The 20,677-nt window shown below is 70.7% G+C and carries 20 protein-coding genes; 13 read left to right on the forward strand and 7 right to left on the reverse strand.

What is annotated here, in order from left to right; genetic code table 11:
* Positions 1-68: 68 nt before the first annotated feature.
* A complete protein-coding gene (locus tag SALPAC3_RS0106985) occupies positions 69-365 on the reverse strand; it encodes a DUF4193 domain-containing protein (RefSeq protein ID WP_018214600.1) in 297 nt (98 codons plus the stop codon).
* A gap of 437 nt (positions 366-802) precedes the next feature.
* Here SALPAC3_RS0106985 and SALPAC3_RS0106990 point away from each other — a divergent pair, with 437 nt between their 5' ends.
* Positions 803-1,312, forward strand: a complete 510-nt coding sequence (locus SALPAC3_RS0106990; RefSeq protein WP_018220542.1) for a LytR C-terminal domain-containing protein — start codon at positions 803-805, stop codon at positions 1,310-1,312.
* 22 nt (positions 1,313-1,334) lie between these two features.
* Here the strand turns inward: SALPAC3_RS0106990 and SALPAC3_RS0106995 are convergent, their stop codons facing one another.
* On the reverse strand, positions 1,335-2,144 hold the full coding sequence (locus SALPAC3_RS0106995) for an inositol monophosphatase family protein (protein ID WP_018220543.1): 810 nt from the start codon (positions 2,142-2,144) through the stop codon (positions 1,335-1,337).
* A 282-nt stretch (positions 2,145-2,426) separates the two neighbouring features.
* On the opposite strand from SALPAC3_RS0106995, the gene SALPAC3_RS0107000 reads away from it, so the two are divergent.
* Both SALPAC3_RS0107000 and SALPAC3_RS0107005 read left to right on the forward strand, forming a co-directional pair.
* Positions 2,427-4,046, forward strand: a complete 1,620-nt coding sequence (locus SALPAC3_RS0107000; protein ID WP_018220544.1) for an RNA polymerase sigma factor — start codon at positions 2,427-2,429, stop codon at positions 4,044-4,046.
* Positions 4,047-4,324: 278 nt separating this feature from the next.
* Entirely contained in the window at positions 4,325-4,558 is a 234-nt protein-coding gene (locus SALPAC3_RS0107005) for a DUF7455 domain-containing protein (RefSeq protein WP_012181646.1), read from the forward strand.
* Between the two features lie 195 nt (positions 4,559-4,753).
* Here SALPAC3_RS0107005 and SALPAC3_RS0107010 read toward each other — a convergent pair whose 3' ends face one another.
* Both SALPAC3_RS0107010 and SALPAC3_RS0107015 read right to left on the reverse strand, forming a co-directional pair.
* Positions 4,754-6,487, reverse strand: a complete 1,734-nt coding sequence (locus SALPAC3_RS0107010) for a DEAD/DEAH box helicase (protein ID WP_018220545.1) — start codon at positions 6,485-6,487, stop codon at positions 4,754-4,756.
* A 254-nt stretch (positions 6,488-6,741) separates the two neighbouring features.
* A complete protein-coding gene (locus tag SALPAC3_RS0107015; protein WP_018220546.1) occupies positions 6,742-6,966 on the reverse strand; it encodes a DUF3039 domain-containing protein in 225 nt (74 codons plus the stop codon).
* Positions 6,967-7,049: 83 nt separating this feature from the next.
* On the opposite strand from SALPAC3_RS0107015, the gene SALPAC3_RS0107020 reads away from it, so the two are divergent.
* On the forward strand, positions 7,050-7,973 hold the full coding sequence (locus SALPAC3_RS0107020) for a pseudouridine-5'-phosphate glycosidase (protein ID WP_018220547.1): 924 nt from the start codon (positions 7,050-7,052) through the stop codon (positions 7,971-7,973).
* Positions 7,970-8,866 carry a carbohydrate kinase family protein gene (locus tag SALPAC3_RS0107025; protein WP_018220548.1) on the forward strand — a complete coding sequence of 299 codons (897 nt, stop codon included), beginning with the start codon at positions 7,970-7,972 and terminating at the stop codon, positions 8,864-8,866. Before SALPAC3_RS0107020 ends, SALPAC3_RS0107025 begins: the two co-directional genes overlap by 4 nt.
* A 9-nt stretch (positions 8,867-8,875) precedes the next feature.
* On the opposite strand, the gene SALPAC3_RS0107030 is transcribed toward SALPAC3_RS0107025, so the two are convergent.
* The 3 genes from SALPAC3_RS0107030 to SALPAC3_RS26765 all read right to left on the reverse strand — a co-directional run bounded on the left by SALPAC3_RS0107030 (position 8,876) and on the right by SALPAC3_RS26765 (position 9,887).
* Positions 8,876-9,238: a DUF3099 domain-containing protein gene (locus SALPAC3_RS0107030; protein WP_026185305.1), complete on the reverse strand. Its 363-nt coding sequence runs from the start codon at positions 9,236-9,238 to the stop codon at positions 8,876-8,878.
* Between the two features lie 128 nt (positions 9,239-9,366).
* Positions 9,367-9,705 (reverse strand): hypothetical protein, encoded by a 339-nt coding sequence (locus SALPAC3_RS0107035; protein WP_026185306.1) that lies wholly within the window; start codon positions 9,703-9,705, stop codon positions 9,367-9,369.
* Entirely contained in the window at positions 9,702-9,887 is a 186-nt protein-coding gene (locus SALPAC3_RS26765) for a hypothetical protein (RefSeq protein WP_080635131.1), read from the reverse strand. Before SALPAC3_RS26765 ends, SALPAC3_RS0107035 begins: the two co-directional genes overlap by 4 nt.
* A 189-nt stretch (positions 9,888-10,076) precedes the next feature.
* Between SALPAC3_RS26765 and SALPAC3_RS0107040 the strand changes: the two genes are divergently transcribed.
* From SALPAC3_RS0107040 to SALPAC3_RS25445, 8 genes are all read left to right on the forward strand, one after another.
* Positions 10,077-10,841, forward strand: coding sequence for a DUF5753 domain-containing protein (locus SALPAC3_RS0107040; protein WP_018220551.1), 765 nt, complete (start codon positions 10,077-10,079; stop codon positions 10,839-10,841).
* A complete protein-coding gene (locus tag SALPAC3_RS0107045; protein ID WP_018220552.1) occupies positions 10,832-11,020 on the forward strand; it encodes a DUF397 domain-containing protein in 189 nt (62 codons plus the stop codon). The genes SALPAC3_RS0107040 and SALPAC3_RS0107045 overlap by 10 nt, the downstream gene beginning before the upstream one ends.
* Positions 11,021-11,203: 183 nt before the next feature.
* On the forward strand, positions 11,204-12,271 hold the full coding sequence (locus tag SALPAC3_RS0107050) for an iron ABC transporter substrate-binding protein (RefSeq protein ID WP_026185307.1): 1,068 nt from the start codon (positions 11,204-11,206) through the stop codon (positions 12,269-12,271).
* 65 nt (positions 12,272-12,336) lie between these two features.
* Positions 12,337-13,872: an ABC transporter permease gene (locus SALPAC3_RS0107055; RefSeq protein ID WP_018220554.1), complete on the forward strand. Its 1,536-nt coding sequence runs from the start codon at positions 12,337-12,339 to the stop codon at positions 13,870-13,872.
* Entirely contained in the window at positions 13,869-14,924 is a 1,056-nt protein-coding gene (locus SALPAC3_RS0107060; protein ID WP_018220555.1) for an ABC transporter ATP-binding protein, read from the forward strand. The genes SALPAC3_RS0107055 and SALPAC3_RS0107060 overlap by 4 nt, the downstream gene beginning before the upstream one ends.
* A gap of 114 nt (positions 14,925-15,038) precedes the next feature.
* Complete coding sequence (locus SALPAC3_RS0107065; protein ID WP_018220556.1) at positions 15,039-16,523, forward strand: DUF7782 domain-containing protein; 1,485 nt, start codon at positions 15,039-15,041, stop codon at positions 16,521-16,523.
* 19 nt (positions 16,524-16,542) lie between these two features.
* On the forward strand, positions 16,543-16,965 hold the full coding sequence (gene dtd, locus SALPAC3_RS0107070; RefSeq protein ID WP_018220557.1) for a D-aminoacyl-tRNA deacylase: 423 nt from the start codon (positions 16,543-16,545) through the stop codon (positions 16,963-16,965).
* 115 nt (positions 16,966-17,080) lie between these two features.
* A partial coding sequence (locus SALPAC3_RS25445; protein WP_033774825.1) for a S8 family serine peptidase occupies positions 17,081-20,677 on the forward strand: 3,597 nt, incomplete at its 3' end.

Here is a 20,677-nt window from a genome sequence, read left to right on the forward strand (position 1 = left end):
GCACGACGACCGGGGGGTGCGGCGGCCCCAACGCAGAGCCGCCGCCAGTAGTGCGATTCGCGTCCCGGTCAGACGCACTCGCGGCAGATCAGGTCGCCGTTGCGCTGGGCCGCCAACTGGCTGCGGTGGTGCACCAGGAAGCAGCGCCCGCAACGGAACTCGTCCTGCTGCATCGGCAACACCTTGACCGTCAGCTCCTCGTCGGCCAAGTCGGCGCCGGGCAGCTCGAAGCTCTCCGCCACCTCGGCCTCGTCCACGTCCACGGCGCCCGACTGTGAGTCGACGCGCCGGGCCTTCAGCTCTTCCAGGCTGTCCTCGCCGAGGTCGACCTCGTCGCGACGCGGGGCGTCGTAGTCGGTGGCCATCGGTTCACTCTCCCATATCGATGTTGTCGCTTCCGGTTGTAACGCCGGACGACGTTGTTTCGGTTCCGCTGGGCGGCCACCACTTGTGTCGTTCACCCGACCCGGCACGAGCCGGGTCGGCGCCGCCAGGGAACTCCCCCAGCGAGCGCGGTACCTTACCTCCACCGCGGGCGTGGCATGTATACCGCCCTCGTGGAAGAGATGTACGCCTCTGCACGGGAAGTTGTTCCCAATGTGACTCAGGCGACATGAAGATAGGGGTAGTACTACCCCGTTCCATGCCGCCGCGCCGGCATGTCCGGCTGTTTCCACGCCGCCGCCGGACAACCGTTAACCTCAGCGGCGTACCGGACGGCCGTTCGGGTCGGGCGCTTCGCCCGCTGCTGACGGCCGTCGCCTTCCTCCGTCCCGGGAGCACCTTGATGAGTTTTGCGCGAGTGCGGGCACTCGTCGTCGTCGCCCTGTTGACGATCCTGGCGCTGATCTTCACCGTTGTGGCCCTCGTCCGGGACACGCAGAGCGACGCGGGGCTCGGCGCCGGCTGCCAGAAGGGCTGGCCGGCGGCGGACGTCACCCTCCGCGAACCGGCCGAGGTAAAGATCAAGGTACTCAATGGGACCGAGCAGGTGGGCCTCGCCAGCAAGATCTCCGACGATTTCCGAAATCGGAAGTTCCAGGTCGAGGAGACCGGCGACGCGGCGAAGACTGACGGCATCGCGGTCCTGCGGTACGGCCCGAAGGGTGTTGGTGCGGCGCACCTACTGCGGGCCTACTTCCTGAACAACGCCGCGGCCGAGTACGACCCGGAGCGCGCCGACGCCACCGTGGACATCATCCTGGGCAGCGCCTTCCAGCAGCTTGCCACCACCACCGAGGTCAACCAGTCCCTCGGTGATCTCGGGGCACCGGTGGCGCCGCCCGACACCTGCCCGGTCCAGGAGGAGTGACCGAACCGGCCCGCAGAACGGCTCAGGGGCCGCCGGCGGCGTCGAGGTCCGCCAGCCGGTCGTGCAGCGGCGCGTAGAGCACCGGGGGCGCGGCGATCACCAGATCCGGCCCGGCCGCCGCCCCGGCCAGCCCGCCGACCCGCAGTCCGGCCTCGGTGGCCACCAGGCCTCCCGCGGCGAGGTCCCAGGCGGCCAGCCCCTTCTCGTAGTAGGCGTCCACCCGCCCCTCGGCGGCGAGGCAGAGGTCGAGGGCCGCCGCGCCGAACCGACGGATGTCACGGATGTGCGGGATCAGCTCGACCAGCACGCCGGCTTGGTGCTGCCGACGGCGAGGGTCGTAGCCAAAGCCGGTGGCCACCAGTGCCTGGCCCAAATCTGGCTCGGTGGAGCAGCGCAACCGTTGGCCGTCCCGCCAGGCGCCGTTACCGATGGTCGCGGTCCACTCCTCGCCGGTGACGACATTGCGCACCACCCCGGCGACCACCACCCCATCGACCTCGGCGGCGAGCGAGACCGCGCTGTGCGGGATGCCGTACAGGTAGTTGACGGTGCCGTCGATGGGGTCAACGATCCACCGGACAGCGCCACCGGCGCCCGTTTCCCCGTACTCCTCACCCAGCACGGCGTCCCCCGGCCGGAGCCGGCGCAGCGTGTCGTGCACCTGCCGCTCCACTGCCCGATCGGCCGCGGTCACCACGTCGGTGACGGTGGTCTTGGTCGCGGCCACCGAGACACCCTGGCTGCGCATCCGGTACGCCGTCGCGGCCGCCTCCCGCGCCACCTCGACCGCGATCTCCAGCAGTTCCCGCGGCTCCGGTACCGAGCGGACCATTCTCGTCCCCTTCCCGCACGACCGGGGTGGTCGCGACCATATGCGGGTATCATCCTTTCAAAGTCCACATCCGCGCCAATTCGGCGGTCCGAGCGGTGGTCCGGCGTGCGCCGCCGAATGATCGCCGTGGACAGCGTTACAATTCACCCTGCCCACGCGCCACGGACCGCCTCAACCGGCTGGCCCGCGACTCGGGGGTCCTCAACGACTCGCCCGGCACCGCGCTCCGCCCCACGCCGGACGACCCTGCCGTGCTCGCTCTTCGCCACCGGAAGGTCATTCGTGACAGAACCCCGCCAGACCGGCGCCGACGTTCGCTCGCTCACCGACACCTTGATCGCCCATGCGCAGAGCGCCGGCGGTCAGCTCACGTCGGCTCAGCTCGCGCGTACTGTCGAGGCAGCCGAGGTGACTCCGGCCCAGGCCAAGAAAATCCTCCGGGCGCTCTCGGAGGCGGGGGTGACCGTCGTGGTAGACGGTTCGGCCAGCACCGCCCCACGCCGCCGGGTGGCTGCCGCCCGGTCGACCACCCCAGCATCCCGGGCCACCACCGCCAAGACCACCAAGAAGGCCGCCACGCCCGCTTCGAAGGCGGCACCGACCGGCGCTGAGGCACCGGCCCCGGCGCCGCGAAAGGCCACCGCCCGCAAGGCGGCTGGCGGCACCGCCGACGGCGCGAAGGCCGCGCCGGCGAAGAAGGCCACCCGCGCCACCAAGGCGACCGTGGCCGCAGCGACCGGCCCGGCCAGGGCCACGACGAAGACCGCGAAGGCCACGAAGGCCACGAAGGGCGGAGCTGCCGGCGAGGTCAACGCGGAGGAGTTGGCCGCTGAGATCGAAGACGTGGTGGTCGACGAGCCGGCGGAGCTGACCCAGGCCGCCGAGACCGACGCGGCGAACTCCGCCACCGACACCGACTTCGAGTGGGACGACGAGGAGTCCGAGGCCCTCAAGCAGGCCCGCCGAGACGCGGAGCTGACCGCCTCCGCCGACTCCGTCCGGGCGTACCTGAAGCAGATCGGCAAGGTCCCGCTCCTCAACGCCGAGCAGGAGGTCGAGCTCGCCAAGCGGATCGAGGCCGGCCTCTACGCCACCGAGCAGTTGCGCGCGGCGGATGAGAGCGACGAGAAGTTCAGCCGCGACATGCAGCGCGACATGATGTGGATCTCGCGGGACGGGGAGCGGGCAAAGAACCATCTCCTGGAAGCGAACCTCCGCCTGGTGGTGTCGCTCGCCAAGCGCTACACCGGTCGCGGGATGGCCTTCCTCGACCTGATCCAGGAGGGCAACCTCGGCCTGATCCGCGCCGTCGAGAAGTTCGACTACACCAAGGGCTACAAGTTCTCCACCTACGCCACCTGGTGGATCCGCCAGGCCATCACCCGCGCCATGGCCGACCAGGCCCGCACCATCCGCATCCCGGTGCACATGGTCGAGGTGATCAACAAGCTCGGCCGGATCCAGCGCGAGCTACTCCAGGACCTGGGCCGCGAGCCCACCCCGGAGGAGCTCGCGAAGGAGATGGATATCACACCGGAGAAGGTGCTGGAGATCCAGCAGTACGCCCGGGAGCCGATCTCGCTCGACCAGACCATCGGCGACGAGGGCGACAGCCAGCTCGGGGACTTCATTGAGGACTCGGAGGCCGTGGTCGCCGTTGACGCGGTGTCGTTCTCGCTCCTCCAGGATCAGCTCCAGCAGGTGCTGCAGACGCTGTCCGAGCGCGAGGCCGGGGTGGTCCGCCTCCGGTTCGGTCTGACCGATGGTCAGCCGCGCACGCTGGACGAAATCGGCCAGGTCTACGGGGTGACCCGAGAGCGCATCCGGCAGATCGAGTCCAAGACGATGTCCAAACTGCGCCACCCGTCCCGGTCGCAGGTTCTCCGGGACTATCTGGACTAGGGGCCTGCTCAGGGCCGAATCCGCACCAGACCCCACGACAGATACCAACCAAGCGTGTCAGTTTGAGCACTCTCCGCGCAACCCCATTCGTTGGTCGGATGGTTGCCCGATCGTGATCGTTGACGTGGCACCCTTGGTGCAGGGACGCTGTCGGAGTCAGGTGTGACCTCGGTCCCCCGCGGGCACACAGGGAACGCGCGCCCTGATCAGGGTGTTGCACGATAGGTGAGCAACGACCGAAGAGAGTGTTCATCGGTGACGACCAGAGGAGGAAGGCGATGACCCCGACCCTCACGCCGCCGCCCGAGACGGTGAGCCCCCCGGCCGCCGATGAACGGTGCGACCGCTGCAATGCTGCCGGCAAGCTCCGCATTACCCTTGCTGGCGGCGGGGAACTGGTATTTTGCGGACATCACGCGAATAAATACGCAGAGGATCTCGTCAAGATCACTGTGCGGTACGCGGCGGACCCGGAGTTCAGCTGGCGTGGCGCCGATCTGATGACCAACTGAGGATCCGCAACCGAACGTACAAAGCCGGCCGGGCCCGCTGGGCCCGGCCGGCTTTGTCGTCTCCGGCGCCGACCGTCCTCCTGTCCGCGCCTGCCATCCGCTTCTCCGCGGCTACCGTTTCTTGCCCGGCGCCTACCGTCGTCGTGTCCGGTAGCCGCCGTCCTGTCTCGGCCGACCGGTCGGCTGCGGGTCGGGTCAGAGGGTCTGGACGGTGGCGATCCGCTCCTCCAACTGCTCAATAGTCGCCTGGGCGCTGGGCGGACCACCGCACCGACGGCGAAGCTCCGCATGGATCTTGCCGTGCGGCTGGCCGGTGTGGTGATGCCGGGCAGCCACCAGGGCGTTCAACTGTCGGCGCAGCGCCACCCGGCGCTGCGCCGCACTCATCGGCGCCGGCGGGGCGGCAGCGGTCGCCGCGGCCGGCTCCGCCGGCCGCGTGGTGCTCCGGCGTCGCGACGCGGCGAGCTGCTCGGCCTGCCGCTTGGACAGCAGCATGGCCACCTGATCGGCGGTGAGTAGACCGGGCAGCCCGAGGTACTCCTCCTCCTCCGGCGTACCGGCCTGCGCGGCAGTGCCGAAGGATGCGCCGTCGAAGATCACCTGATCCAGCTCGGCGGTCGCCGAGAGCGCGGCGAACCGCTTCTCCAGTTCACCGCTGGCCTGGTCGTCCCGCTGGGCGCGCTCCAGCAGGTCGTCGTCGAAGCCCTCCCGGTCCTTCGGCTTGCCCAGCACGTGATCCCGCTCGGCTTCCATCTCACTGGCGAGGCCGAGCAGGTGCGGGACACTGGGCAGGAAGACCGACGCCGTCTCCCCCGGCCGGCGGGCCCGGACGAACCGCCCGATGGCCTGGGCGAAGTAGAGCGGGGTGCTGGCGCTGGTGGCGTAGACGCCGACGGCGAGCCGCGGGATGTCCACCCCTTCGGAGACCATCCGGACCGCCACCAGCCAACGCTGCTCAGCCGTCGCGAACGTCGCGATCCGGTCCGAGGCGCCCGCGTCGTCGGAGAGCACCACGGCGGCCTTCTCCCCGGTCACCTGCTCGATGAGCTTCGCGTACGACCGGGCGGCCTGCTGGTCACTGGCGATCACCAGCCCAGCGGCGTCCGGCATCCCGGCGTTACGCAGCACGGTCAGCCGGGCATCCGCCGCCCGCAGCACCTGCGGCATCCAGTCGCCGGCCGGGTCGAGCGCGGTCCGCCACGCCTGCGCGATCAGATCCTGGGTCATCGGCTCCCCGAGCCGGGCGGCCAGCTCCTCACCGGCGTTCGTCCGCCACCGGGTCTCCCCCGAGTAGGCCAGGAAGAGCACCGGGCGTACCACGCCGTCGTGCAGCGCGTCGGCGTAGCCGTAGACGGAGTCGGCGCGGGATCGCAGGAGGCCGTCCCCGCCCCGCTCGTAGCTGACGAACGGGATCGGGTTGTCGTCGGAGCGAAACGGGGTGCCGGTGAGCATGAGCCGGCGCTCCGCGCCCTCGAAAGCCGCATGCACCCCGTCCCCCCAGGTCCGGGAGTCGCCGGCGTGGTGGATCTCGTCAAGGATGACCAGGGTCCGCCGGGTCAGGGTGCGCCGCCGGTGCACCTGCGGCGCCATCCCCACCTGGGCGTAGGTGACCACCGCCCCGTGGAAGTCGGCCGACGAGTGCAGGTCCGCGTTCCGGAATGCCGCGTCGAGCTGGATGCCGACCCGGGCGGCAGCCTGCGCCCACTGGGTCTTGAGGTGCTCGGTCGGGGCGACCACGGTGATCGCCTCGATGCTGCCATCGGCGAGCAGCTCGGCGGCGACCCGAAGGGCGAACGTGGTTTTACCGGCCCCCGGGGTGGCGACCGCGGTAAAATCCGGCTCCCGCCGACGTAGGTACTCCACCAGCGCCCGGCGCTGCCAGGCGCGCAGGGCTGGAAACGTCTCGAGCGTTGGCGTCCGGGCTGCCACGCGAAACTCCTCTCACCGCCGGCGGGACGGCCCCGACCGAGGATCGCGGGTTACGAACGCACGCCCCTGAGCCGTACCGGCATCGGCGCCGCCGCCGCCCATGAAAAACGCCCCCGCGCGCAGTGCCGCGAGGGCCGGCCCAGCATAACCAGCGAGCGCCGTACGCCCCACTCGACGCCACGGTCAACGCAGGGGGGACGGAGCGGTGAGTACCGCCACAGCTCGCGCGGGCGGCGGACCAGCCTGCGGTCGACTCACTCGCGCATCGACTCGTAGATCTCCTTGCACTTGGGGCAGACCGGTGAGCCCGGTTTGGCCGACTTGGTGACCGGGAAGGTCTCGCCGCAGAGCGCCACGACGTAGGTGCCCATCACGGCACTTTCGGCGATCTTCTCTTTGCGCACGTAATGGAACATCTCGGGGCCGGTGTCGGCGTCCTTGACCTCGGGACGCTCGAGAACCTGTGTGCTCACTTCCATACCTCCACCCACCAAGTCTGGCAGGTCACCCTTTACCCGGTCTACTTCGAGCCCGACTGACCGACGCCGTACGGTTGGGCACTGTGACCACCTTTCACCTCCGACACGGCGCCGAGGTCGCCGACGCGCTCCGCGTCGGCCGTCCCGTGGTAGCGCTCGAGAGCACAATCGTCTCGCACGGCCTGCCCCAGCCGGACAATCTCCGGGTGGCCCGCGAGATCGAACAGACCGTCCGGGACGCCGGCGCGGTACCGGCCACCATCGGCATGGTCGCCGGCCAGCTCGTGGTCGGCCTCGACGACGCGGAGCTGACCCGTCTCGCCACCGTTGACGACGTGGCCAAGCTCTCCGTACGCGATCTCGCCGTGGCTGCCGCGACCGGCGCGGACGGCGCCACGACCGTGGCCGCTACCAGCGCGGTGGCCGCGGCGGCGGGGATCCGGGTGTTCGCCACCGGCGGTCTCGGCGGCGTGCACCGCGAGGCGGCCCAGAGCTTCGACGAGTCCGCCGACCTGACGACCCTGGCCCGTACGCCGATCGCCGTGGTCTGCGCCGGGGTGAAGTCGATCCTCGACTCGGGCGCCACGTTGGAACGCCTGGAGACACTCGGGGTCGGGGTGGTCGGCTACCGCACCCGCCGCTTCCCCGGCTTCTACCTCACCGACGGCGGCTTCGACCTGGACTGGTCGGTCGACTCGCCGGAGCAGGTGGCGGGGGCGCTCGCCGCCCAGGAGCAGCACGGGTTGCACTCCGGCGGCCTGGTCGTGGCCAACCCGCTGCCCACCGACGAGCAGCTCGACCCGGCGCTACACGATCGCACCCTGGCCGAAGGGCTGGCGCTGTTGCGGCAGGAGGGGATCACCGGCAAGGCGGTGACCCCGTTCCTGCTGGCACACTTCCACTCCGTGACCGAGGGGGCCAGCCTCGCGGTGAACATCCGGATCATCCTGCGCAACGCCGACCTCGCCGCCCGGATCGCGGTCGCGTCGGCTGCCCGGCAGGCATGACGCCACCCCGGGTGGTCGTCGTCGGCGACCTGATCACCGACGTGGTGGCGGTGCTGGCCGGGCCGCTGATGACCGGTTCGGACACGCCGGCCGAGATCCGGTTCACCGGGGGCGGCCAGGCGGCGAACACCGCGGCCTGGCTGGGCGCGTTGGGCATGCCGGTGACGTTGGTCGGGGCGGTGGGCGACGACGGTCCCGGCCGGGACCGGGTCGCCGAGTTGGCGCGCGGCGGGGTCGACTGCGCGGTCACCCGGGTACCCGAGGTCCCCACCGGAACGGTTTTGGTGCTGGCCACCAGCGACGAACGCACGATGGTCACCGAGCGGGGGGCGAACCTGTGGCTTTCGCCGGCGGCGGTCGACGCCGCTCTTGACGCCACGCCGGACGCCGGCCACCTACACCTGTCCGGTTACACCCTGCTGGATGCCGGGTCCCGGCCGGCCGGGCTCCGCGCACTGGCCGCGGCCCGCGAACGGGGGCTCTCGATCAGCGTGGACGCGGCCAGTGCGGCACCGCTGCGGCGGGTCGGCGCGGCGGGCTTCCTGAGCTGGGTACGCGGCATCGACCTGCTCCTGGTCAACGCCGCGGAGGCCCGAGTGCTGGCGGGCGGGCTCGACCCGGCGGCGCAGGGGCGGGTGCTCTCCGCCTCGGCCCGGCGGGTGGTGGTGAAACGGGGAGCGGCCGGCGCGGTCTGGGTGGACCGGGATGCCATGGTCGCGGTGACCCCGACCCGCCGGATGACGGTGGTCGATCCCACCGGGGCCGGCGACGCGTTCGCCGCCGGCCTGCTCTCCACCTGGCTGACCGGGGCGACCCCGGAGGCGGTGCTGCAGCGCGCCGGTGACCTGGGCGCGTCTGCGGTCGGCCAGGTGGGGGCCCGACCACCGAGCTGACGCCCGGTGTCACTGCTCGGCGTCGATGACCTTGTGCGGCTGTTCCTCGGCGGTGAGGCTCGTCGGCGCCGGGTCCGCCAAGGACCGGGACCGGGGCCGGAACTTGCCACCGAGACGGTGCTTCTCCTTCGGCGGCCGGTCGTTGGCCAGCAGCACGGCCAGCCACGGAATCAGGATCATGCCCAGGCCGGCCAGGGGCAGCCAGAGCCAGAGCATGGGGGCCTCCACGCCGACCAAGATCGCGCCGACGATCAGACACACCACTCGGACGCCCATCATCAGCACGTACCGCTTCTGGCGGCTGGTGAGCTGATCGTCCTGGCTGCGCGGGGCGTCGGTGATCAGGATCGGCTGGTACGCCGGACGCTTCACCACGGACCTCCTCGGGGATCCCCCTCATCCTGTCACCTCGCCCTCCGGCCACGGGAGGTCGCCGGCAACCTCGCTTTCCGGCTCGCCTTCCGGCCCGGCGAGGATCGGTGGGTCCGGCGCCCGGGGTATCACTCCCCGGGCTGCCCGGCCGGTCGGCGGTAGGGACCCCAGGCCACAAACCGGTCAAAGAGCTCACGCGGACCGGGCCCGTCGTGCGGGTTCAGGTGATACAGGTCGTGCATCGCCTCGTACAACAGCCCGGCGAGGTAGATCGACAAACTGGGTGGGCGCGTCGCAAACTCGGCTTTCAACAGCAGCCGGGCCTCCGCGCAGGGCCACGGCTGGCCACACGCCCGGCATGCCCACATCGGCCGCAGCGGCGTGTGTGGCGGCCGGTTCCCGGCGCGGTGGCGGGGGTGCTCGGGGTGGGGGCCGAGTCTCGGCTGCGGCAACGAGTGCGGCCTCACCGCCGCCCCCCGTTCGCCCGCCAGGACTGGGCGGGGGTCAGCCAGCCGACCCGACCGGGCCGGGGAAACGCCTCGGTCGGTGCCGTCATCCAGGCCGGCTGGGGTGCGGCCGGAACCCGCCGCGGTAGCTGCGCCGGGGTGTCTTGTCGACGACGCCGACAACGGAACCAACGTACTCGCATGACTGCCTCCTCGGTGCGTGGAAGGGCCGCCCCACCACCCCCGGCGGGGCGGCCCGACAGTGCCTCCGGCGGGCTCGGGTCCGCACCGGCCGCACCGTCCTGTCATCACCCTCCAATCCGAAGCTGGACAATCACACAGCGTTGCCTTTAGTTTTTGGGACAGTCCCTTCGTTCCAGGTAGGAGCCGGCATGAACCATGCATTTGTTGCAGCGCTCACCGAGGCGGGGCACACCGCCGAAAGTCTCGCGGGTCAGGTCGGCGTCCATCCAAAGACCGCCGCGAGGTGGGCCAACCCCGGCCACATCCCGCAGGCCCGACACCGGGCCACCGTCGCGGAGCTGCTGGGCCGAGACATCGACACCCTCTGGCCGGACGTGAGCCGCCGCCGGGAGCCGGTCTGGTTCCGCCCCTGGGTCAACGTCGAACGCGAGGCGATCGCGTTACGGGCCTTCCAGCTCGCCTGGGTGCCGGGGCTGCTCCAGACCGAGGCGTACGCGGAGGCGACGCTCGCCGGCGGCATCCTCACCACCGACACCGACGATCTGGTCGAGGCGCGGCTCAACCGCCAGGCGATCCTCCAGCGCGAGCAGGGGCCGCTGCTGATCGCCGTGCTGGACGCCGGGGTCCTGCGGCGGCGGGTCGGCGACAGCCGGGCTCTCATGGCCGAGCAGCTCGCCCACCTGCTGGCCTGCGCCGAGTCGCCGAAGGTGCAGCTGCACGTCGTCCCGCTCGACGCCCCCAGCTACCCGGGGCTGGACGGGCCCTTCACCATCGCCGACATGCCGGACGGGTCGCGGGTGGCCCACGTGGACAGCCCCGCGCGGGCGCAGCTGCTGGAGAAGACATCGGACATTGTTACGCTGGAGCGACGGTGGGAACTCATCCGTGGGGAGGCCCTCCCCCGTGGGCGTTCCCTGGATCTCCTGAGAGAAGCGGCAGCAGCATGGACCTGACCGGTGCCCGGTGGCGCAAGAGCACGAAGAGCGGCGGTAACGGCGGCGACTGTGTAGAGGTGGCCGACAATCTCCCCGGTGTCGTCGGCGTCCGCGACAGCAAGGACCCGCTCGGGCCGACGCTGGCCTTCGGGCCGGCGGCGTGGCAGGCCTTCGTCGGCTTCGCCCGGCGGCCCTGACCCGCCGCTTGTCGGCCGCCGCCGGGCGCTGACCTGCCCTTTGCCGGCCCTGACCTGCCTCGCCGATCACCCCCGCCGCCGGCCCGATCGGCCCACGACCGTGATTCATCCCGCACACCACATCACTGTGAGGTTAGCCTGTGCTAACTTCACCGGGTTAGTCTCCGCCGACCTGTCGTGTGAATGAGGTTCGTCGTGTCTGCACTCTTCCGCCGGTCCGCTGCGACGTTCGTCGCGACCGGACTACTCTCCGTTGGCCTGGTCGCCTGCGGGTCCGGTGCGGATGACACCGACCCCGGCGAGCCCAACGACAAGATCATCACCGTTTACAGCGGACGGAACGAGAAGCTCGTCAAGCCGCTGCTGGAGAAGTTCACCGAGCAGACCGGCATCGAGATCCGGCCCCGATACGCCACCACCGCCCAGTTGGCGGCGCAGCTCGTCGAGGAGGGCGACCGGTCCCCGGCCGACATCTTCTTCGCCCAGGACGCCGGCGCCCTCGGCACCGTGGCCAAACAGGACATGTTCGCCACGCTGCCGGAGACCAGCACCGACCAGGTCACCGAGACCTACCGGGCGCGCAGCGGCCAGTGGGTCGGCATCAGCGCCCGCTCCCGGGTACTCGTCTACAACGCCGACCAGGTCCCCGCCGACCAACTCCCGACCTCCGTCTTCGACCTGACCGGCCCGGCGTGGAAGGGCAAGGTCGCGCTCGCTCCGACCAACGCCTCCTTCCAGGCGTTCGTCACCGCGATCCGAGTACAGCACGGCGACCAGCGGGCGCAGGAATTCCTCTCCGACCTCAAGGCCAACGAGGCGCAGATCCTCGACAACAACATCCGGATCGTTGAGGCCGTCGACGCCGGCGAGGTCCCCATGGGACTGGTCAATCACTACTACCTCGGCGCGATCGCCGAAGAGCAGGGCAGCACGCCGGAGGCGTTGCAGGCCAAGCTGCACTTCTTCCCCGACGGTGACACCGGCGCCCTGGTGAACATCGCCGGTGTCGGGGTGCTCAACCGGGCCGCCGAGGACGCCGACGCCCAAGCGTTCGTCGACTTCCTACTCGGCGCGGAGGCCCAGCGGTACTTCGCCGAGGAGACCTTCGAGTACCCGGTGGTGACGGGCGTGCCCGGTCCGACGTACGTGCCGCCACTGGCCGACCTGAAGGTGCCCGCCATCGACCTCAACGACCTGGACACCCTTGAGGCCACCGTCGCCATGATCACCGACTCCGGGCTGGTGCCCTGAGCACTCCGACGGCCACGGCGGGGTCGGCCACCAGCAGGCCGACCCGCTTCGCCGTACCCAACCGGGTGCGACGGCTGGTGCCCCGACCGGTACTGCTGGCGGCGTCGACGGCGGCGGTGTTCGTAGCCCTGCTGCCCCTGACCTACCTCGCGCTCCGCACCGCGGAGGCCGGCTGGGACCGGGTCGTCGACGAGTTGTGGACCGAGCGGGTCGCGCTGCTCGCCCTCCGCAGCCTCGCCCTCGCAGCGGTGGTCACCGCCGCCTGCGTCCTGCTCGGTGTCGGCACCGCCTTCCTGGTCACCCGCACCCAGCTGCCCGGCCGGCGGTTCTTCGCGGTGCTGGCGGCGCTGCCGCTGGCCGTCCCCACGTACATCGCGGCCTTCGCCTGGCTCTCCGAGATACGCGGGCTGGAAGGCTTCTGGCCGGCGGCGCTGGTGCTGACGCTCTGCTCCTACCCGTACGTCTTCCTGCCGGTCGCGGCGGCACTGCGCGGCGCGGACCCGGCCCAGGAGGAGGTGTCCCGGTCACTGGGGCGCAGCGGATGGCAGACGTTCACCGCGGTGACCCTACGCCAGATCCGTCCCGCCACGGCGGCGGGCGGGCTGCTGGTCGCCCTCTACGTGCTCTCCGATTTCGGGGCCGTCTCGATCCTGCGCACCGACACCTTCACCCGAGCCATCTTCGTCGCGTTCGACCTGGGGTTCGACCGCACCGGCGCGTTGGTGCTCGCCAGCGTGCTGGTGGCGCTGACCGTGCTGCTGCTCACCGCCGAGACCACCACCCGGCGGCGGGGCGCCCGCTACGCACGACTCGGCGGCATCCGCCGCCCGCCGGCCCGGCTGCAGCTCGGCGCCGCCCGCTGGCCGGCGCTCGCCGCGCTGCTCGGCGTGGCGGCACTCGCCCTCGGGGTGCCCGCGCTGAGCCTGGCCCGACGGCTCGCCGACGGTGTGTCCCGCCCAGGTGCCCTGGCCGAGGTGGCCGTCGCCGCCGGCAACTCGCTGACCGTCTCGTTGAGTGGCGCCGCGCTGACCATGCTGCTGGCGCTGCCGTTGGGGCTGCTCGTCGCCCGCGCGCCCAACGCGCTGACCACGGTGCTGGACCGGCTCGTGTACCTCGCCCACGCGCTGCCCGGGGTCGTGATCGGGCTCTCGCTGATCTTCTTCGGTATCACCGTGGCGTACCCGCTCTACCAGACCCGCTGGCTGCTGGCGCTGGCGTACGCGACCCTCTTCCTCCCCCTCGCGGTCGGCGCGGTTGCCGGCGCCGCCACCCAGTCCCCACCGGGGCTGGAGGAGGTGGCCCGCTCGCTGGGCCGGGGCCCACTGACCGTGCTGCGTACGGTGACCCTGCCGCTGGTCCTGCCCGGTATCGGTGCGGGCGCGGCGCTGGTCTTCCTGACCGGCATGAAGGAGCTTCCCGCCACCCTGCTGCTGCGGCCGACGGGGACAGACACCCTCGCCACCGAGCTGTGGACCGCCACGTCGGTCGGCGCGTACGCTGCCGCCGCCCCGTACGCGGCGTTACTGGTGGCGATCTCGGCGCTGCCCACCTGGCTGCTGGTCTCCCGCAGCGGCCTGCTCGACAAGGAGGACCGGGGATGAGTGAGGTCGCGCTGACCGGGGTGGTCCGGCGGTACGGCGCGGTGACCGCGCTCGCCGGTGTCGACCTCACGGTGCCGTCCGGGCTACTCACCGCCGTGCTGGGGCCCTCCGGCTGCGGCAAGACGACATTGCTGCGCTGCCTCGCCGGGTTCGAACGCCTCGACGACGGCGCGATCCACATCGATGGTGTCCCGATCGCCGGCTCCGGCCTGCACCTGCCCGCCCACCGCCGCCGCATTGCCGTGGTGCCCCAGGAAGGCGCGCTCTTTCCGCACCTCAGCGTCGCCGACAACGTCGGGTACGGCTTGGGTCGCGCCGCCCGCCGAGGCGACCGGATCGAGGAGGTGCTGACCCTGGTGGGCCTTGCCGGGCTCGGCCACCGGATGCCACACCAGCTCTCCGGCGGCCAGCAGCAGCGGGTCGCGGTGGCCCGGGCGCTCGCGCCCCGCCCGTCGGTGGTGCTGTTGGATGAACCCTTCAGCGCCCTCGATGCCGGACTCCGGGCCGGACTGCGACACGACGTCCGGGAGGCCCTACGCGCCGACGGCGCGACCGGCGTGTTGGTCACCCACGATCAGGGTGAGGCGCTGTCCGTGGCCGACCGGGTGGTGGTGCTACGCGCCGGTCGGGTGGTACAGGCCGGGACGCCGACCGCCGTCTACCGGGAGCCAGCCGACGAGTGGGTGGCCGGTTTCGTCGGCGACGCGGTGTTGCTGCCGGCGGTGGTCCTGGACGGCGGCACCGCACGCACCTGTCTGGGGGACGTGCCGATCGCCGACAGCGCCCCGGCCGGCCCGGTGACCGTCCTCGTCCGACCGGAGCAGGTCCGCCTGGGTACCGGCCCGGGGACGGTCGCCGCCACCGTACTGCGGCACGACTTCCACGGGCACGACGCGCTGGTCGGCCTCCGGCTGGCCGATGGCACCCGGGTCACCGCCCGGATCCTCGACGGCAGTCCGACGGTGCCGGTAGGTGCCGAGGTCGGAGTCACCGTCGAGGGCACCGCCCGCGTCTTCCCCACCACCGTCACCTCGACTCTGATCAGCGTGTAGGCGCAGCAGCCCCGGCGACGCCGTGAGGGCGCAGACCCCGCTCGGCCTGACACCTGCGGCCGAAGTCCGGCGGGTGCCGCCCACGACGATGTCGATGGCGGGCAGGATAGCGGCGTGGACCCAGATGACATGCTCTTCTCCCCCGCCGGCGTGGCGGCGCTGCGCAACGCCCTGACCCGGGCGAACTTCACCTCGAACGGGATCGCCGGCCGGCTGGGGTCGCAGGCGACCGGCGGCATGGCTCGCAACGACTTCCGAGCCGCGCTGCGCGCCACCGAGGACCGCGATCCCCTCGCCACCCTGATCCGGCTCTTCGTCTGCGAACAGACCGAGCCGTACGAGGCGGTCGCCACCGCGCTCGCGCCGCTGCCGATCAAGGAGGCGCTCGCCGGTGGCCTGGTCGAGCGGCACGGCGACGGCCTGCGGATGGGCCTCGACCTGGAGCCGTACGGGGATGACTGGTGGGTGCTCGCCGACGCGCCCGCCAGCACCCACCCCGGCCGGGCGTTGCAGGCCGAGCATGTACTGGGCATCGGCGGCGCCACCCAGACCCTGATCGGGGCGACGGTCCGGCAGCCGGTCGAGACCGCACTCGACCTGGGCACCGGCTCTGGCGTCCAGGCCCTGCACCTCTCCACCCATGCCCGGCGGGTCACGGCCACCGACCTCTCCGAGCGGGCGCTGCGCTTCGCCGCGACCACCGCCGCCCTCAACGGGCAGGACTGGGAACTGCTTCGCGGCGACCTGACCGCCCCGGTCGCCGGGCGCCGCTTCGATCTGGTGGTCAGCAACCCACCGTTCGTTGTCGGGCCGGGCACCACCACGCACGTCTATCGCGACTCCGGGCGGGTGGGCGACGCGATCGGCGCCGAGTTGGCCGCCGCCGCCCCCAGCTTGCTCACCGAGGGCGGCACCATGCAGTACCTCGCGAACTGGGTGCACGTCGCCGGTGAGGACTGGGCCGAGCGGGTCGCCGGCTGGTTCACCGGCAGCGGGCTGGATGCCTGGGTGATCCAGCGCGAGGTCGCCGACCCGATGGCGTACGTCAATCTGTGGCTCTCCGACGTCGGCGAAACGGCCAGCCCGGAACGGATGGCCGAGTGGTTGGACTGGTTCGACGCGCACAAGGTTGAGGCGATCGGCTTCGGCATCGTCTCGCTGCGCCGCTCCGGCCACGACGACCCGGTTGTCCGGGTGGAGGAGCTGCGCCAGCTGGTCGAGGCGCCGCTCGGCGACCGCGTCACAGAGTGGTTCGACCGCCAGGAGTGGCTCCGGGTCCGTGACACCGACGGGCTGCTCGCGGCGCGTTACCGGGCCGCCGACGACCTCCAGCTGCGGCAGGAGGCCACCATGAGCGACGAGGGGTGGTCGGTGAACCGACAGATCCTCGCCATGCCGCGCGGCCTGCGCTGGACCGAGGAGATCGACCCGATCGTTTTGGCCCTGGTCGGCGGGGCGGACGGACGGTTGCCGCTGCGCGATCAGCTCGCCCTGCTCGCCTCCGCGCACGACGTGGCCCCGGGCGAGCTGGCGGAGGCGGCCGGCCCGATCGTGGCCCACCTGGTCGAGCGCGGTTTCGTCGAGCCGGTGGTGGAGTGATGCGGGGGGTGATGGTCTGATGCGCGCGGTGGTGCAGACGGTCGGCCGGGCCCAGGTCACGGTTGACGATGTGGTGGTGGGGGCGATCAGCGACGGCCTGCTGGTGCTGCTCGGGGTGACCCACTCCGACACAACGCAGACCGCCCGAACCCTCGCTCGAAAGGTGCACGAGTTGCGGATCCTCGACGGGGAACGGTCGGCCGCCGACCTCGGTGCCCCGATCCTGGTGGTCAGCCAGTTCACCCTCTACGGGGACGCCCGCAAGGGCCGCCGCCCGAGTTGGACCGCCGCCGCCCCGGCGGAGGTGGCCGAGCCCCTGGTCACCACGGTCGTCGAGGAGCTGCGTGCCCGTGGGGCCAAGGTGGAGACCGGGCGCTTCCGGGCCCAGATGCTGGTGGAGAGCGTGAACGTCGGCCCGCGCACCATCCTGCTTGACCTCTGATCGTGGCGACGACTGAGCGGCACCGGGATCGTCCACTCTGACAAACCACGCCGCTATGTAGTCAACAACTAACAGAGTGTTTACCTTTCGGGGTGCGGTGGGTAGAACTACGTCTATGCATTCCCATTCAAGCCCGTTTGCTGCTGGCCGATCACGGCGGCGGCTGCTCGCCGCCGCCGTGGCCGCCGCGATGATCGCGACCTCAGCCGCCGCGATCGATCCGGCTGCCGCGAATGCCGGCCTGTCCCCGACAACCGCTCCCCTCGCCACACCCGCCGCCGCCCCGGAGGCGCACACCGTCACCCTGGTCACCGGCGACGTCGTCACCGTCCGCACCCTCGCCGACGGCAAAACCCTCACCGAGGTCGACCAACCCGACGACGCCACCGGCGGCTTCAGCGTCCAACAACACGGCGACGACCTCCACGTCATCCCCGACGAAGCCATCCCCCTGCTCGCCAACGACCGACTCGACCAACGACTGTTCAACGTCACCGACCTGATCGAGATGGGCTACGACGACGCCCACACCACCGACATACCACTGATCGCCACCTACTCCGGAACAACAGCTCGCACCACCACCACCGCACTCAAGGGCGCCACCCTCACCCACGACCTACCCGCCATCAACGGCCACGCCCTCACCACCGACAAAGAAGACACCCGCACCCTCTGGACCACCCTCACCGCCGATTCCGGCTCCAGTCAGACCCGCGCGGAAAGCAGCAGCGGCGGCGCGAAGCTCTGGCTCGACGGCCAGGTACACGCCACCCTCGCCGACAGCGTCCCCCAGGTCGGCGCCCCCGAAGCCTGGAAAGCCGGCTACGACGGCGACGGCGTCACCGTCGCCGTCCTCGACACCGGCATCGACCACACCCACCCCGACCTCACCAACCTGATCAAGGACAGCGTCAGCTTCGTCCCCAACGAAGACGTCACCGACCCACAGGGACACGGCACCCACGTCGCCTCGATCATCGCCGGCACCGGCGCCGCCTCCGACGGCGACAACACCGGCGTCGCCCCCGCAGCCGACCTGATCATCGGCAAAGTCCTCAACAACGGAGGCGTCGGCTACGACTCCTGGATCATCGCCGGCATGCAGTGGGCCGCCGAATCCGGCGCCGACGTGGTCAACATGAGCCTCGGCAACGCGGCGCGTACCGATGTCCTCGACCCGATGACCCTGGCGGTGGAGAACCTCTCCGCGCAGCACGACACGCTCTTCGTCATCGCCGCCGGCAACAACGGAATGACCATCGGCACCCCCGGCAACGCCGAAAGCGCGCTGACCGTCGGCGCCGTGGACAAACAGGACCGACTCGCCGGGTTCTCCAGCGTCGGACCACTGGCGGGAAGCGGCGGGCTCAAGCCCGACCTCACCGCCCCCGGCGTCGCCATCAACGCCGCCCGCTCCCAACAAAGCACCGGCGACGGCATGTACGTAGAAAAGCTCGGCACCTCGATGGCGGCCCCACACGTGGCCGGAGCGGCCGCCATCCTCGCCCAACAGCACCCCGACTGGACCGGCCAGCAGCTCAAGGACGCCCTGATGAGCAGCGCCGAGGCGCTGAGCGACAGCTACACCGCGTTCCAGGTCGGCACCGGCCGACTCGACGTGGCAGCAGCCGTGAACAGCACCGTACGCGCCGCCGGCTCCGCATTTATCGGCTACTTCGAATGGCCGCACCAGCCCACCGACACCCCCGTCACCGAACCGGTCACCTTCACCAACAGCGGCACCACCCCGGTCACCCTCAACCTGGCCACCACCGGCAGCGACGCATTCACCCTCAACGACTCCACGGTGACCATCCCCGCGGGCGGCCAGCTGGACGTCCCGGTAACCGCCGACCCCAGTGGAATCGCCATCGGCTCACACGCCGGCCACCTCGTCGGCACCGACCCCACCACCGGCGACACCATCACCCGCACCGCCCTCGGCCTCCTCAAAGAAGACGAACGCTACGGCCTGACCATCAAACTTCGCGACCGCAACGGCGACCCCGCTGAAGATTTCGTCATTGTGCGAGCAGCCGGCGAATGGTTCCCCCGGTACATCCCGGTCGATGGTGACCGGACGCTGCGCCTGCCACCGGGGACCTACACGCTGGAAACGACGGCAGAAATCCCGGGTGAACGAGCGGACTCCCTCGGCCTCGCCCTGCTGGCCGCACCGGAAGTCGTGCTCGACAAACCAACCGAGGTGAACCTGGACGCCAGCCAGGCCCGACTCCTCGACACCACCACCCCCCAACGCACCGAGAACCGACAGCGCCTGCTCCAATACACCATCGACTACGGCACCGGAGCGGCGCCTATCTACTACGCTCACTTCATCTCGCCGGTATACGACGACGTGTACGTCCTGCCGACCGAGAAGACCACCGAAACCTCCTTCGCCATGGCGGCGAAATGGCGCAGGGGAGCACCGGTCCTAAGCCTGCGCGCCCTCGGCCTACTCCCCATCGACGCCGTCGTCCAACCCGGCAGCACCATCACCACCGGCACCCAATGGCTACGCCCCGTCCACGCCGGCACCGGCACCCCCGAGGACTACACCGACCTCGACGCCGACGGCACAATCGCCGTCGTCACCCGCAACGACGACATCAGCGCAGCCGACCAAGCCGCCGCCGCAGCAGCCGCCGGAGCCGAAATACTCCTGATCGTCAACGACAAACCCGGAATCCTCCACGAAGATGTCGGCGAATCACCCATCCCCGTCGCCAGCATCCACCGCGACATCGGAAACATCCTGACCAAACTCGCCGAACACGGCATACCGCCACTGAAGGTCAGCCAAGAGAAATACCCCGACACCATCTACGACCTGGCCCAGGTCTGGCGCGAACAGGTGCCCGACCAGCCCCTCACCTACCACCCCAGCCATAGCGACCTGGCCCGAGTCAACGCCCGATACCACGCCGTACAGAACACCGAAGGTTCCGGCTACCGCGCCGACGCGGCCATCGGCCTCCCACTCGGGGTCCCCGAGCCGGAGTGGCATCCCAGCACCCGCACCGAATGGGTCACCCCAGACATCCCCTGGGCCGAGAGCCACCTACAGCGTGACTTTTCGGTCGTGGCGGACCCGCGCGCCTACCCAAAGGGCACAACCAGCAGAGTGGACTGGTTCGCACCCGCCATTCGACCGGCCTTCAACAAGTCAGCTTGGACCCAAAACAGTCGGCACCAGGACTACATGACTCTCAACCCGCACGCCTGGAGCCCGTCGGGCACCACGCTCGACTACCGCGGGATGATGAGGTACCCCACGGCGCAAGAACACATCAAGCTCTACCAGGGCGACACCCTGCTGCACGAAGACCAGCATTTTGCCCACCTGATCAAAAAAGAGGTTCCGGCTGGGACGCTGCCGTACCGGCTGGTGTTGGATGCGTCGCGCCCAGCCGAGGAGTGGCGACTGTCGACCCGTACCCACACCGAGTGGGACTTCATCTCCAGCACCAACAACGCTGACCCGTTCGACCCCGCCCCGATCACACTGCTGCAGCTCGACTACGAGTTGGAGACCGACCTACGAGGCGACGTCAAAGCCGGCACCAACCAAGAAATCAGCATCACCGCCAAACCACAGCCCGGCGGCTCCGGCACCGGCGCCATCACCGCAGTGGAGCTTGAGGTCTCCTACGACGACGGCACCACCTGGCAACCCGTCACCCTCACCCCCGGCGACAACAACCGC

The organism is Salinispora pacifica DSM 45544 (assembly GCF_000378845.1).
GTDB classification, from domain to species: Bacteria; Actinomycetota; Actinomycetes; order Mycobacteriales; family Micromonosporaceae; genus Micromonospora; species Micromonospora pacifica.

Excerpts from the sequence above, each read along its gene's own strand:
- SALPAC3_RS0107025 (WP_018220548.1), top strand. The coding sequence starts at position 7,970 with ATGACGCCACCCCGGGTGGTCGTCGTCGGCGACCTGATCACCGACGTG.
- SALPAC3_RS0107040 (WP_018220551.1), top strand. The coding sequence starts at position 10,077 with ATGAACCATGCATTTGTTGCAGCGCTCACCGAGGCGGGGCACACCGCC.
- dtd (WP_018220557.1), top strand. The coding sequence starts at position 16,543 with ATGCGCGCGGTGGTGCAGACGGTCGGCCGGGCCCAGGTCACGGTTGAC.
- SALPAC3_RS0107060 (WP_018220555.1), top strand. The coding sequence starts at position 13,869 with ATGAGTGAGGTCGCGCTGACCGGGGTGGTCCGGCGGTACGGCGCGGTG.
- SALPAC3_RS0107015 (WP_018220546.1), bottom strand. The coding sequence starts at position 6,966 with ATGGAAGTGAGCACACAGGTTCTCGAGCGTCCCGAGGTCAAGGACGCC.
- SALPAC3_RS0107005 (WP_012181646.1), top strand. The coding sequence starts at position 4,325 with ATGACCCCGACCCTCACGCCGCCGCCCGAGACGGTGAGCCCCCCGGCC.
- SALPAC3_RS0106995 (WP_018220543.1), bottom strand. The coding sequence starts at position 2,144 with ATGGTCCGCTCGGTACCGGAGCCGCGGGAACTGCTGGAGATCGCGGTC.
- SALPAC3_RS0107050 (WP_026185307.1), top strand. The coding sequence starts at position 11,204 with ATGAGGTTCGTCGTGTCTGCACTCTTCCGCCGGTCCGCTGCGACGTTC.
- SALPAC3_RS0107045 (WP_018220552.1), top strand. The coding sequence starts at position 10,832 with ATGGACCTGACCGGTGCCCGGTGGCGCAAGAGCACGAAGAGCGGCGGT.
- SALPAC3_RS26765 (WP_080635131.1), bottom strand. The coding sequence starts at position 9,887 with ATGCGAGTACGTTGGTTCCGTTGTCGGCGTCGTCGACAAGACACCCCG.
- SALPAC3_RS0106985 (WP_018214600.1), bottom strand. The coding sequence starts at position 365 with ATGGCCACCGACTACGACGCCCCGCGTCGCGACGAGGTCGACCTCGGC.